Annotated in this window: 15 protein-coding genes; 7 read left to right on the forward strand and 8 right to left on the reverse strand. The window is 70.1% G+C overall.

Annotation, left to right across the window (positions count from 1 at the left end; translation table 11 throughout):
- The first annotated feature begins 111 nt into the window (after positions 1-111).
- Genes nhaA through AMO33_RS18965 form a run of 3 tightly spaced genes read left to right on the forward strand, consistent with a single transcriptional unit; the run spans position 112 to position 2,839 of the window.
- A complete protein-coding gene (gene nhaA, locus AMO33_RS18955) occupies positions 112-1,362 on the forward strand; it encodes a Na+/H+ antiporter NhaA (RefSeq protein WP_060593772.1) in 1,251 nt (416 codons plus the stop codon).
- A gap of 33 nt (positions 1,363-1,395) precedes the next feature.
- Positions 1,396-1,902 carry a phage holin family protein gene (locus AMO33_RS18960; RefSeq protein ID WP_011206882.1) on the forward strand — a complete coding sequence of 169 codons (507 nt, stop codon included), beginning with the start codon at positions 1,396-1,398 and terminating at the stop codon, positions 1,900-1,902.
- Positions 1,903-1,906: 4 nt separating this feature from the next.
- Positions 1,907-2,839 (forward strand): alpha/beta fold hydrolase, encoded by a 933-nt coding sequence (locus tag AMO33_RS18965; protein WP_011206881.1) that lies wholly within the window; start codon positions 1,907-1,909, stop codon positions 2,837-2,839.
- 3 nt (positions 2,840-2,842) lie between these two features.
- On the opposite strand, the gene AMO33_RS18970 is transcribed toward AMO33_RS18965, so the two are convergent.
- The 4 genes from AMO33_RS18970 to nth form a co-directional block, all read right to left on the reverse strand.
- Positions 2,843-4,036, reverse strand: a complete 1,194-nt coding sequence (locus AMO33_RS18970) for a MarP family serine protease (protein ID WP_011206880.1) — start codon at positions 4,034-4,036, stop codon at positions 2,843-2,845.
- A complete protein-coding gene (locus AMO33_RS18975) occupies positions 4,033-4,752 on the reverse strand; it encodes an NUDIX hydrolase (protein WP_011206879.1) in 720 nt (239 codons plus the stop codon). The genes AMO33_RS18970 and AMO33_RS18975 overlap by 4 nt, the downstream gene beginning before the upstream one ends.
- A 186-nt stretch (positions 4,753-4,938) precedes the next feature.
- Positions 4,939-5,568, reverse strand: a complete 630-nt coding sequence (locus tag AMO33_RS18980) for a TlpA family protein disulfide reductase (protein WP_060593773.1) — start codon at positions 5,566-5,568, stop codon at positions 4,939-4,941.
- A complete protein-coding gene (gene nth / locus AMO33_RS18985; RefSeq protein ID WP_170916140.1) occupies positions 5,565-6,407 on the reverse strand; it encodes an endonuclease III in 843 nt (280 codons plus the stop codon). Before nth ends, AMO33_RS18980 begins: the two co-directional genes overlap by 4 nt.
- Before the next feature lie 90 nt (positions 6,408-6,497).
- On the opposite strand from nth, the gene AMO33_RS18990 reads away from it, so the two are divergent.
- Both AMO33_RS18990 and AMO33_RS18995 read left to right on the forward strand, forming a co-directional pair.
- On the forward strand, positions 6,498-6,740 hold the full coding sequence (locus AMO33_RS18990; protein ID WP_060593774.1) for a hypothetical protein: 243 nt from the start codon (positions 6,498-6,500) through the stop codon (positions 6,738-6,740).
- A 170-nt stretch (positions 6,741-6,910) separates the two neighbouring features.
- Complete coding sequence (locus tag AMO33_RS18995; protein WP_011206875.1) at positions 6,911-7,585, forward strand: Crp/Fnr family transcriptional regulator; 675 nt, start codon at positions 6,911-6,913, stop codon at positions 7,583-7,585.
- Between the two features lie 73 nt (positions 7,586-7,658).
- Here the strand turns inward: AMO33_RS18995 and AMO33_RS19000 are convergent, their stop codons facing one another.
- The 3 genes from AMO33_RS19000 to AMO33_RS31110 are packed head-to-tail and all read right to left on the reverse strand — an operon-like array spanning position 7,659 to position 9,138.
- Positions 7,659-8,450 (reverse strand): MBL fold metallo-hydrolase, encoded by a 792-nt coding sequence (locus AMO33_RS19000; protein ID WP_041559770.1) that lies wholly within the window; start codon positions 8,448-8,450, stop codon positions 7,659-7,661.
- Positions 8,451-8,502: 52 nt separating this feature from the next.
- Complete coding sequence (locus tag AMO33_RS19005) at positions 8,503-8,973, reverse strand: RidA family protein (protein WP_011206873.1); 471 nt, start codon at positions 8,971-8,973, stop codon at positions 8,503-8,505.
- 9 nt (positions 8,974-8,982) lie between these two features.
- The gene (locus AMO33_RS31110; protein ID WP_011206872.1) at positions 8,983-9,138 is read right to left on the reverse strand and encodes a DUF4177 domain-containing protein; all 156 of its coding nucleotides are present in this window, start codon (positions 9,136-9,138) and stop codon (positions 8,983-8,985) included.
- A 112-nt stretch (positions 9,139-9,250) separates the two neighbouring features.
- Between AMO33_RS31110 and AMO33_RS19010 the strand changes: the two genes are divergently transcribed.
- Both AMO33_RS19010 and AMO33_RS19015 read left to right on the forward strand, forming a co-directional pair.
- A complete protein-coding gene (locus tag AMO33_RS19010; RefSeq protein ID WP_011206871.1) occupies positions 9,251-10,270 on the forward strand; it encodes an ArsA family ATPase in 1,020 nt (339 codons plus the stop codon).
- Positions 10,267-11,379, forward strand: a complete 1,113-nt coding sequence (locus AMO33_RS19015; protein WP_060593775.1) for an ArsA family ATPase — start codon at positions 10,267-10,269, stop codon at positions 11,377-11,379. The genes AMO33_RS19010 and AMO33_RS19015 overlap by 4 nt, the downstream gene beginning before the upstream one ends.
- 130 nt (positions 11,380-11,509) lie before the next feature.
- Here AMO33_RS19015 and AMO33_RS19020 read toward each other — a convergent pair whose 3' ends face one another.
- A complete protein-coding gene (locus AMO33_RS19020) occupies positions 11,510-11,833 on the reverse strand; it encodes a WhiB family transcriptional regulator (RefSeq protein WP_011206869.1) in 324 nt (107 codons plus the stop codon).
- Positions 11,834-12,011 lie beyond the last annotated feature (178 nt).

Raw genomic sequence — 12,011 nt, forward strand, 5'->3', positions numbered from 1 at the left:
ACTTGCTACCGGTGTGCCGGGAAGCCTGGTCGGCGTGTGGTCGGCGGCTGCGTCCCCGCAGGGGGTGCGGCGGCGGCCGCGGATTCCTGTCCGACCGGCCGAGAGGTACCCGTGATCACCCGCGTTCGCTCCGAACTCACCCGCTACCTGCGCACCGAGACCGTCGGTGGCGCCATCCTCCTGGTGGCGGCCGCCATCGCGTTGCTGTGGGTGAACTCGCCGTGGGGCGACAGCTATCTGCGGATGACCGAGACCGTGCTGGCGATCGAGCCGTTGCACCTGGAGCTGACGCTGGCGGACTGGACCAAGGACGGCCTGCTCGCGGTCTTCTTCTTCGTCGCCGGGCTGGAGCTCAAACGCGAACTCGTCGTCGGTGAGCTGGCCGATCCCAAGCGGGCCGCGTTGCCCATCATCGCCGCCGTCGGCGGTGTCGTGACCCCCGCGCTGATCGCCGCGGTGATCGGCCACGGCGCACCCGGTATGGACAAGGGCTGGGCGATCCCGGTGGCCACCGACATCGCCTTCGCACTCGGTGTGCTGGCGCTGACCGGCTCCCGCATACCCGCCACCGCCCGGGTGTTCCTGCTGAGCCTGGCCGTGGTGGACGATCTGCTCGCGATCATCCTCATCGCCGTGCTGTTCACCGTGGGGGTCTCGCTGCTGTGGTTGCTCGCGGCCGCGGCCTGCATGGCCGGCTGGTGGGTGGCCCAGCGCCGCCGCCTGCGCACCCCGCTGGTGTACGTGCCGCTGGCCCTGGTGACCTGGTACGCGCTGCACGAGGCAGGCGTGCATCCGACCCTGGCGGGTGTCGCGCTCGGCCTGCTCACCCGGGTACGCCCCGACCCGGACGAGGAATGGGCGCCCGCGGCCCGGCTCGAGCACCTGATCCAGCCGGTGTCGGCAGGCATCTGCGTGCCGCTGTTCGCGCTGTTCGCCGCGGGTGTTCCGCTGAACGCGACGGTGTTCGGAGAACTGTTCACCGATCGGCTCGCCCTGGCCGTGATACTCGGCCTGCTGCTCGGCAAGACCATCGGCATCTTCGGGATCAGCTGGGTGGCAATCCGATTCGGGCTCGCCACGCGTCCGTCCGGGCTCGGCTACCGTGACATGTTCGCCCTCTCGGTGCTCGGCGCCATCGGTTTCACCGTCAGCCTGCTCGTCGCGGAGCTGGCCTTGCCCGACGGCGACACCGTCGAATTGGCCAAGGCCGCAGTCCTGATCACCTCCTTGGCGGCCTCGCTGGCCGGTTCGGCGCTACTGTTGCGGCGTGGGCGTGTCCATCAGGCCAGACAAGACGCCCTCGAGCTACAACCGGACGAGGGCGACGCGAGCGACCCGTCGGAAGGCGGTAGCCTCCGTTAGCAAAGTGCCGGGACAGGGAGAAGGGTCGACCAAGTGAGTTTCACCCAGGGCGGTAACGGGAACGACGCGCGCAGCGGGAGCACGGTGAGCTCGATTCCGTTGACGGATGCCAATCCGCCCGGCTCCGCCAGCTTCGGCGCGCTGGTGCGCGACGCCGCCGAACAGATGTCGACCCTGGTGCGCGCCGAAGTCGAGCTCGCCAAGGCCGAGGTCACCGGTGAGATCAAGAAGGGCCTGCAGGGCAGCGTCTTCTTCATCCTCGCGTTGACCGTGCTGCTGTTCAGCACGTTCTTCTTTTTCTTCTTCCTCGGTGAGCTGCTGGACGTGTGGCTGGCGCGCTGGGCGGCCTTCCTCATCGTCTTCCTGCTCATGATCGCGGCGACGGCGGTGCTCGGCTTCCTCGGTTATCGCCGGGTGAAGAAGCTGCGCGCCCCGGAGAAGACCATCGATTCGCTCAAGCAGGCCCGCACGGTGCTGCCGAGCGGTTTCGGCCAGGCGGCGCACGAGGATCACCTCGTGCTGGAAAAGCGCACGAACTAGCAGCGTGTCGCCGACCCCGCCCGATCCGTCCACCGTCCGCTACGACGGTCCGTGGACGCATCGGGACGTTCACGCCAACGGCATCCGCTTCCATGTGGTCGAAGCGGCGCCGGAGCGCACGGACGCGCCGCTGGTGGTGCTGTTGCACGGGTTCGCCGACTTCTGGTGGTCCTGGCGGCACCAGCTGACCGGCCTGGCCGACCTCGGCTATCGCGCCGTCGCGGTGGATCTGCGCGGCTACGGCGATTCCGACAAGCCGCCACGCGGCTACGACGGCTGGACGCTGGCCGGGGACGTCGCCGGGTTGATCCGGGCGCTCGGCCACACCGAGGCGGTGCTGGTCGGGCACGCCGAGGGCGGGCTGGTGTGCTGGGCGACGGCCGTGCTGCATCCCCGGCTGGTCCGGGCGATCGCGCTGGTGAGTTCACCGCACCCGGCCGCGCTCAAGGCCGCGGTGCTGACCGACGCCCGGCAGCGGCGGGCCTGGCTGCCCGCGTTCCTGCGCTGCCAGCTGCCGCGGCTACCCGAGCACCGGCTCACCACCGCCGACGGCTTCGAGGTGGAACGGATGCTGCGCCGACGGGTCGGCGCGCAGTGGGCGGGGACGAGCGAGTTCGTCGACACCGCCCGCCGCATGCGCACCGCGATCCGCATCCCCGGCGCGGCACACTGCGCGCTGGAGTACCAGCGCTGGGCCTTCCGCAGCCAGTGGCGGCCCGACGGTCGCCGTTTCATGGCGACGATGCGGGATCCGATCGACATCCCGGTGCTGTCGCTGCGCGGCGAACACGACAACTACCTGCTGCGGCCCACCTTCCATCGCGGCCATCGGTGGGCGCCACACCGGCGGCTGGTCACCGTGCCCGAGGCGGGACATTTCGCCCACCAGGAGAACCCGGACGTGGTGACCACCGAACTTGCCAAGTTCCTGGCCTGAGCCTCAGCTCAGCACGCAGCCCCCGGTGTCGACCGGCAGCGTCGCCCCGGGCGCGGCCTCCAGCTCGGTGCGCACCTCCGACAGTGTCAGCACGTAGCCGGTGTCGTCGTCGGTGACGGCCGCGCCGAACACCACGCCGAGCACCTGGCCCTGGGTGTCGACCAGCGGACCGCCCGAGTTACCCGCGCGCACCAGGCCGCGCACCGTGTACACCTCGCGTTCGACGGTGCCGTTGCGGTAGATCGTCGGACCGGTCAGATCCAGCGTCTCGCGCACGCGCGCCGCGCTGGCGGTGTACGGGCCGCCGCCGGGGTAGCCGAGCACGATCGCGCTGTCGCCCGAGCGCGCCGCCGCGGATGCCTGTGGGATCACCGGTGCGGTGAGGCCGGGCACCGCGAGGACCGCGATGTCCTTGGACGGATCGAACAGCACCACGCTCGCCTCCAGCGGGCCGCGCGCGGTGTCCACCGAGACGCTGGTCGTGCCCGCCACCACGTGCGCGTTGGTCATCACCCGTTCCGGCGCGATGACGAAGCCGGAGCCCTCCAGCGCGCGCTGGCAGCTGGGCGCCACACCGCGGATGCGCAGCACGCTCTGCTGCAACGAGGCGGCGACGGGACTGGCCAGCACGCTCGGGTCCGGCGGCTCGACGGCCGCGATCGGCGCCCGGCCGAACGGCCCGATCACATCCGGCAGCCCGGAGGTGTTCAGCAGCCGGGAGAACTCGTTGGGTACCTTGCGCAGCCAGTTCGGGGCGACCTCGTTGACATCGGCCAGCACGCGGGAGCCGTTGATCGCCGAGGCGATGGCCGGCTGTGAGGAGGTGGCCAACGGCAGCGCCAGCAGCCAGGCGATGACCAGCACCGCCACCGCTTGCAGCGCCGCGCCCACGATGCTGTCGACGCTGCGGGTGAACGGATGCCGCATGCCGCTGCGGGCCGCGCGCCCCAGCACCATGCCCGCGACCTCACCGACGATCACCAGCACCACGATCAGCAACACCCCGGTGAGCACCCGGGTACGTCCCTCGTCGACGTGGACGAGGATGTGCGGCGCGATGAGGATGCCCGCGACGGCGCCGAGCACCACGCCGAGGAAGGCCAGCGCCGAGGCGACCGCGCCCTGCCGCCAGCCGGAGGCGGCGGCGGCCAGCGCCAGCACCACCACGACGACGTCGAGCCAAACCGACGAACTCATAGTGACATCCCCACCGCAGCCAGTGCTTCCTCCAGGTCACGCACGTCGGTGCGATCCCACTCGATCTCCCAGCCCGCGCCGCTGATCAGCCCGGCGAGAATGCCGCCGGTCAGGCCCCAGACGAGCATGCCGTCGACCTGGAAGGCCGGGCTCTGGTAGCCGAAGGAGCTGCGGACCAGGAACCGGTTGGCGGGGTCGAGCAGTTCGGCCATCGGCACCCGCACCACGCGCTCGGTCTCGGCCGGGTCGACCACCCGCACCTCGCTGGGCTCGCGCCAGTACGCCACGACCGGCGTGACGTCGAAGCGCGACGGCGGCACGAACAGCTTCGGAAGCGTGGCCACCGGCTGCACACCGGCGCGCAGCAGGCCGGTTTCCTCGGTCGCCTCCCGCAGCGCCGTGTCGACGGGATCGCGGTCCCCGGGATCGGTCGCGCCACCGGGGAAGGCGACCTGCCCGCGGTGCTGGCGCATGGTGGCCGCGCGCTGGGTGAGCAGCACGTCGGCGTCGGCGGGCAAACCGCCCGGCGCGCCCGGGTCGGGCTCAGGTGAGCCGCCGAACAGCACGAGCACGGCGGCCTGGCGCGGTTCGGCGGTGAGCGTCATCAGCCTGCGTACCGCACGGGCCTTGGACAGCGAGTCGACGGGGTCGAGGGCACCGGGCTCGACGGCACGGCGCAGCCACGCGGGCGTGTCGGCCGGGATCTCCAGGGTCATGTCACCGCTCCCGGCCTGCGCAAACGCACGGGTGCGACGCCACCGCCGCGGTGTCGTCTCGCCGCCGGATCGTCGGCCCCGCTGAACGCGCGCACCATCACCTCCACAACCGTTCTGTCCGCCCGCAACAGACGCTGCGAGATGTCTTGTCGTCTCGACCTTCTCACGAACCGGTCTCCGCCGCGTTCACATCGGCACCCCGAGCGCCCGCTGCACGGTCGCGGCGATGTCGTCGACGCCGGTGAACGTGCGCACCACGACCTCGGCGACGGAGCCGTCCGGCCGCACCAGCACCGAGATCGGCAGCACCGCGGGCGCACCGACCGCGGCGCGGACGCGGGCGTCGGGGTCGAGCACGCCGGGCAGGTGCACGTCCAGGCCGGTCAGCCGGGACAGCGCCTTGGCCTCCTCGGGATCGCTGTGCACAGTGAGCACGGTGACCCGGTCGCCCACCCGGCTCGCGTACTCGCGCAGATGCGGCAGTTCCTCCGCGCACGGACCGCACCAGTAGGCCCAGAGGTTGAGCAGGGCGGGTTTGCCCGCGAGCGCGGCCGCCAGGTCGACCGGCGCGCCATCGGCCAGGCAGGTCGGTGTCAGCCCCGCCAGCGGCCCCGCACCCACCGCGCCCGGCGCGGGGCCGGGACACGGCGCGAGCGCGGCATCGGCACGCAGCTGCGCGGAGACGGCACCGCCGGTCGGTGCGCCGCTGCCCGCCGCGGGTTCGCCGGCGTCGCGCGGCCACAGCGCGACCGCGAGCGCGACCACGGTGATCAGCCCGGCCAACGCCAGCCGAACCCAGACCGGCACCCGACTCACAGGCCGACCATCCCCAGCAGGTGCTCGCGCTCGGGCCCCTTGACCAGCTTCGCGGCCGCCTCCGGCTCGACCGGGCCGAGCCCGAACGAGGGGCAGTCCTTGGCCAGCACGCACGCACCGCACGCGGGTTTGCGGGAGTGGCAGACCCGGCGACCGTGGAAGATCACCCGGTGCGAGAGCATCGTCCAGTCCTTGCGCTCGATGAGCTCACCGACGGCGTGCTCGACCTTGACCGGGTCCTCCTCGGTGGTCCAGCCCCAGCGGCGCACCAGGCGGCCGAAATGGGTGTCGACGGTGATGCCGGGCACGTCGAAGGCATTGCCGAGGATCACGTTGGCGGTTTTGCGCCCGATTCCCGGCAATTGCACCAATTCTTCGAGGGTGTGAGGTACTTCACCGTCGTACTTCTCCACCAGTGCCTGGCCGAGCCCGATGAGCGAGCTCGTCTTGTTTCGATAGAAACCGGTCGGCCTGATGTATTCCTCGAGTTCGGTTCGATTCGCCTCGGCGTAGGCACGCGCGTCGGGATATCGGGCGAACAGCGCCGGTGTGGTCATGTTCACGCGCTCGTCGGTGCATTGCGCGGAAAGGATTGTGGCCACCGCCAATTCGAGCGGCGTGGTGAAGTCCAGCTCACAGTGCGCATCCGGGAACGCGCGGGCCAGCGTGCGATTCATCCGACGGGCCCTGCGCACCAGCCCGAGCTTCGTTTCCGCTTGTCGGGACCGGGTTTTCCGCTTCGGCTCCGCGGATTCGGCAGCGCCGGCCGACGGTGCGGCCGACCCCGCACCGGCACTGGACGACCCGCTCTCGACGGCGGACGACGGGGACACACGCACCCGTTCACCATACGGAATCGGGGTGACAGCTCGCCCGGCCAGCCGGACCGCGTGTTCCATCCGAGACCTTCACCGTGTTTACTCCTCGATATGCAAGGACTCGCTGTTGTGCTCTTCCCAGTGGTGTTGATGATCTTCGCCCTGGGTATGGAGCGGCTCGAGAATCGGCTCCGCAAACTTCTCGAACCGGACCCCGAGGTTCAGCACTACCTCGACAAGGCCAGCAACGCCGAGGTGAACGAGCTCACCGAACTCGGCCTACCGGCGGCCGCCGCCAAGATGCGCAAGCGCCGCGCGCGCGGCGGCGAACTCGACGTCGCCCGCGCCAGCTGACCCCGCCGCGGGGCCGCGCCCACGCCCGGTCCCGCCCCTCGTCCCCCTCGACACGGATTCCACTTGTAACGTGGTGTCTGTCACTACCCCGGCGCAGTGCCGCGTAGACTGCGCTTTTGGCCGATTCGCTTCGGTCCAGGACAGAGCCATTTCCCATAAGGAGCACATTCGTGGACGAGGCCCTCGCCAGAGCAGGCATCTTCCAAGGCGTAGAGCCCACCGCGGTGGCGGCGCTCGCCAAACAACTGCAGCCGGTGGACTTCCCACGCGGCCATGTCATCTTCAACGAGGGTGAGCCCGGCGACCGGCTGTACATCATCACCTCGGGCAAGGTGAAGATCGGCCGTCGTTCCCCGGACGGCCGGGAGAACCTGCTGACCATCATGGGCCCGTCGGACATGTTCGGCGAGCTGTCGATCTTCGACCCCGGGCCGCGTACCTCGACCGCCACCACGGTCACCGAGGTCCGCGCCGTCACCATGGACCGCGACGCCCTCAAGTCCTGGATCGACCAGCGGCCCGAGATCGCCGAACAGTTGCTGCGGGTCCTCGCGCGCCGCCTGCGCCGCACCAACAACAACCTCGCCGACCTGATCTTCACCGACGTGCCCGGCCGCGTGGCCAAGGCACTGCTGCAGCTCGCGCAGCGCTTCGGCACCCAGGAAGCGGGTGCCCTGCGGGTCACCCACGACCTGACCCAGGAGGAGATCGCGCAGCTGGTCGGCGCGTCCCGCGAGACCGTCAACAAGGCGCTCGCCGACTTCGCGCACCGCGGCTGGCTGCGCCTGGAAGGCAAGAGCGTGCTGATCTCGGACTCCGAGCGGCTCGCCCGCCGCGCTCGCTGAGCATCGAGCACCGTACCCGTACGGCCCGGCGGATCCGCGCGCTCCACTCGGATCCGCCGGGCCGTCGTGCGTGTCAGCCCCTGCTGCGCAGATAGTCCAGCTGGGCCTGCACCGAACTGCGCGCCGCCGGCCACAGCCGCTTGTCCACATCGGCGTATACCTTGCGGACCACCGCCATCGCACCCGCGTCCGCGCCCAGCTCCCGCAGAGCGGCACGCACCTGATCCAGACGTTCGTGCCGGTGCTTCACGTAGTACTGGGCGACCGGCGCGAGGTCGGCGTGGTCGGGTCCGTGCGCGGGCAGCAACGCCTTGCCCGACCCCTCGGCCAGCAGCCGATCCAGCGAATCGAGGTAGTCGGCCAGCGCACCGCTGCGCGATTCCAGCACGGTGGTGCCGCTGCCGAGGATCGTGTCGCCGGTGATCACCGCGTCGTCGAGCACGAAACTCACCGAGTCCGAGGTGTGGCCGGGCGTGGCCAGCGTCCGGATGCGCAGACCGGCCGCCTCCAGCACGGCGTCGTCGGCCAGCGGGGTGTCCCAGCCGTGCAGGTAGCCGGGGTCGGCCGCGGTGACCGGCGCGCCGGTGAGCTTCACCAGCCGGTCGATGCCGCCGGTGTGGTCGTGGTGATGGTGGGTGATGAGCGTGAGCGCGATGCGGCCGTCGGTCGCGGCGAGAATCGCCTCGGTGTGCTTCTTGTCCTTGGGCCCCGGGTCGACCACCACGTATTCGGTGGCGCCGGGCGCCCGCAACAACCAGGTGTTGGTGCCGTCCAGCGTCATCTGGCCCGGGTTGTCCGCCAGCAGCACCGCCGCCGTCGGCGTCACCTGACGTACCCGGCCGTATGCGGGATGGGTCAGCGTCATCGCTCTCACCTCGGTTTCCTTGCCGTCCAGCGGGTTTCTCCGGACGGAAAACTCAGCCGCGCACCTCGACGACGAGTTCGACCTCGACGGGCGCGTTCTTGGGCAGTTCGGCCACCCCCACCGCCGAGCGCGCGTGCACGCCCGCTTCTCCGAACACCTCGCCCAGCAGTTCCGAGGCGCCGTTCACCACGATCGGCTGGTCGGTGAATCCCGGTGCGGAGGCGACGAATCCGACCACCTTGACGATCCGCGTCACCTCGTCGAGCGAGATGAGATCGTGCACGGCGGCCAAGGCGTTGAGTGCGCAGAGCCGGGCGGCCTCCTTGGCCGTCTCGAGCGACACCTCGGCGCCGACCTTGCCGACCGCGGACAACTCACCGTCGACGAAGGGGAGCTGTCCGGACGTGTACACCAGCGAACCCGTCCTGATGGCCGGGATGTAGGCCGCCACCGGCGCCGCCACCGCGGGCAGCGTCACGCCGAGCCGGTCCAGGTTCTCCCGCCACCGCGTCGCCGATTCCACCGCCGCCGCCTACTGCTTCGGGCGCTTGAGGTACGCGACGTGCTGCTCGCCGGTCGGGCCGGGCAGCACCGTCACCAATTCCCAGCCGTCGGCGCCCCACTGGTCGAGGATCTGCTTGGTCGCGTGCGTGAGCAACGGCACGGTCGCGTATTCCCATGTGGTCATGGAGTGAGTGTATGGGCATCGCGTTCGGGCACAATTCCCGCCACCACACCTGTGGTTACGGCGGGAATTCCCGGCGAGTTATAGGCTCGCGAGCGTGGGAGTACCAACTGCAGTGCCCGTTTCGGCGGAGTCGGGGCTGGACAAGGGGTGGCCGAAGCGTGCGGAGCAGGCGCGCCTGCACTACGTCTCCGGCAAGGGCGGCACCGGTAAGTCCACGGTGGCCGCCGCGCTGGCGCTGGCCCTGGCCGCCGGCGGGCGGCGGGTGCTGCTGGTGGAGGTGGAGAGCAGGCAATCCATCGCCCAGCTGTTCGATCTTCCGCCGCTGCCACCCACCGAGACCAGGATCGCGACCGCCGACGGCGGCGGCGAGGTGGTGGCGCTGGCGCTCGACATCGAGCACGCCTTCCTCGAATACCTCGACATGTTCTACAACCTGGGCTTCGCGGGACGGGCGATGCGGCGGATGGGCGCCATCGAGTTCGTCACCACCATCGCCCCCGGCCTACGTGACGTGATCCTGACCGGCAAGATCAAGGAGTGCGTGGTCCGCGTCGATCAGGCGGGCAAGCCGGTCTACGACGAGGTCGTGGTCGACGCACCGCCGACCGGCCGGATCGCCAGCTTCCTCGACGTCACCAAGGCGATGGCCGAGATCGCCAAGGGCGGCCCCATCGCCTCGCAGGCCGAGGGCGTGTCGCGGCTGCTGCACTCCGACCAGACGATGATCCACCTGGTCACGCTGCTGGAGGCGCTGCCGGTGCAGGAGACCGCCGACGCGGTCGCCGAGCTCACCGCCAACGACCTGCGGATCGGCACCGTCATCGTCAACCGCGCGGGCGAGGGTTACCTGCCCGCCGACGTGCGCGACCGGGCCGCGGCCGGTGACCTCGATCGCGCGGCGATCCGCGCCGGACTCGAGCGCGCGGGCATTCGTCTCGACGAGGCCGATGTCGAGGGGCTGATCACCGAGACCGTCGAGCACTCGACCCGGTTGCAGGCGCAGGACACCAGCGCGACGGAACTGAACGAGGTCGGTGTGTCCCAGCTGTACCTGCCCGCCCTGACCGACGGCATCGATCTCGGCGCGCTGTACGAGCTGGCCGAACACCTGAGCGCACAGGGAGTGCGATGAACACGCTGGATGTCTCGGGGATCATCGCCGATCCCACCGCCCGGGTCGTGGTGTGCTGTGGCTCCGGCGGCGTCGGCAAGACGACCACCGCGGCCGCGATCGCGCTGCGGGCCGCCGAGCTGGGCCGCAAGGTCGTGGTGCTCACCATCGACCCGGCGCGCAGGCTGGCCCAGTCGCTCGGGGTGGCCGAGCTGGACAACGCGCCGCAGCGGGTGATCCTCGGCCCCGAGGCCAAGGGTGAGCTGCACGCGATGATGCTCAACATGCGCCGCACCTTCGACGAGATGGTGCTCGAGCACACCAGCCGGGACAAGGCCGAGCAGATCTTCGCCAACCCGATCTACCAGACCGTGGCCTCGTCCTTCGGCGGCACGCAGGAATACATGGCGATGGAGAAGCTGGGCCAGCTGGTGTCCCGGCGCGAGTGGGACCTGATCGTGGTCGACACCCCGCCCTCGCGCAACGCGCTGGACTTCCTCGACGCGCCCAAGCGCCTGGGCACCTTCCTCAACGGCAAGATGATCCGCCTGATCATGGCGCCCGGTCGCGGGGTCGGCCGGTTCGTGACCGGCGCGATGAGCCTGGCGATGCGCGGTGTGTCCACAATCGTGGGCGGGCAGATGCTCAAGGATGCCTCGAACTTCCTGCAATCGCTGGAGTCGCTGTTCGGCGGCTTCCAGGACCGCGCCGACCGCACCTACGCCATGCTCGCCAAGCCGGGCACCCACTTCCTGGTGGTGGCGGCGCCCGAACCGGACGCGCTGCGGGAGGCGTCGTTCTTCGTGGACCGGCTCTCCAGCGAGGGCATGCCGCTGGCCGGGCTGGTGCTCAACCGGACCCACCCGGTGCTCAGCAGCCTGCCGGGCGATCACGCACTCACCGCCGCCGACCGGCTCGCCGAGGACGATCCGCTGACCGCGGCGGTGCTGCGCATCCACGCCGAACGGGTCGCGACCGCCAAGCGGGAACGGCATCTGCTGGTGCGGTTCACCGGCGCCCACCCGCGGGTGCCGATCGCGCCGGTGACGGCGCTGCCGTTCGAGGTCTCCGATCTCACGGCGTTGCGCGCGGTCGCCGATCAGCTCACCGGCGCGCCCGCCCCCGTGTGATCGGTTCCGCTCGATAGCGAATCGGCCTGGGTCGCCAAAAGAACAGGGGCCGCAACGCCTTACCCCGAAAATGGAACTGAGCCCGCGATCGCGGGCTCAGTTCGCTGGTTGTCGGTCCTGCCGGTCTGTCTCACATCGCCACTTGGTGCTGGCGCTGGGCCTGGAAGAAGTCGGCCCAGGAGGTCACCTCCGGATGCTGCTTGAGCAGCGCGCGACGCTGCCGTTCGGTCATCCCACCCCACACACCGAATTCCACTCGATTGTCGAGAGCATCGGCTCCACACTGCATCAACACCGGGCAGTGCCTGCAGATCGTCGCCGCCTTGCGCTGCGCCGCGCCGCGGACGAACAACTGATCGGGATCCACTTCCTTGCATCGGGCCTGGGAAACCCAGGCGATTCGAGCTTCGGCCTGCTCCACGTCCAATCGAGCGATGGGGGTTGTCATATGCATTTGGTGTGCCCCTTTGCAGTCCGAACACCGGTCAACGGCGCTCCAGAATCGCGTGCCAGTGCGCAGCTACCCGTACCCTGCTGCGAACTGAACCACATTCCACTTTTAGTGTTAGCTCCATCACACTGGGTTCTCAATCTAGGTAAAGGTATGGCCCGAGCGCAAGACCGTCTCGAGA

Origin of the sequence: Nocardia farcinica, from assembly GCF_001182745.1 — a bacterium.
In the GTDB taxonomy this organism is placed as follows: domain Bacteria; phylum Actinomycetota; class Actinomycetes; order Mycobacteriales; family Mycobacteriaceae; genus Nocardia; species Nocardia farcinica.

Bases quoted from the DNA above. Each gene is read 5' to 3' on its own strand.
- AMO33_RS18970 (WP_011206880.1), bottom strand. From the start codon at position 4,036: ATGAGTTCGTCGGTTTGGCTCGACGTCGTCGTGGTGGTGCTGGCGCTG.
- AMO33_RS18975 (WP_011206879.1), bottom strand. From the start codon at position 4,752: ATGACCCTGGAGATCCCGGCCGACACGCCCGCGTGGCTGCGCCGTGCC.
- AMO33_RS18990 (WP_060593774.1), top strand. From the start codon at position 6,498: ATGCAAGGACTCGCTGTTGTGCTCTTCCCAGTGGTGTTGATGATCTTC.
- AMO33_RS19000 (WP_041559770.1), bottom strand. From the start codon at position 8,450: ATGACGCTGACCCATCCCGCATACGGCCGGGTACGTCAGGTGACGCCG.
- AMO33_RS31110 (WP_011206872.1), bottom strand. From the start codon at position 9,138: ATGACCACATGGGAATACGCGACCGTGCCGTTGCTCACGCACGCGACC.
- AMO33_RS19015 (WP_060593775.1), top strand. From the start codon at position 10,267: ATGAACACGCTGGATGTCTCGGGGATCATCGCCGATCCCACCGCCCGG.
- AMO33_RS19020 (WP_011206869.1), bottom strand. From the start codon at position 11,833: ATGCATATGACAACCCCCATCGCTCGATTGGACGTGGAGCAGGCCGAA.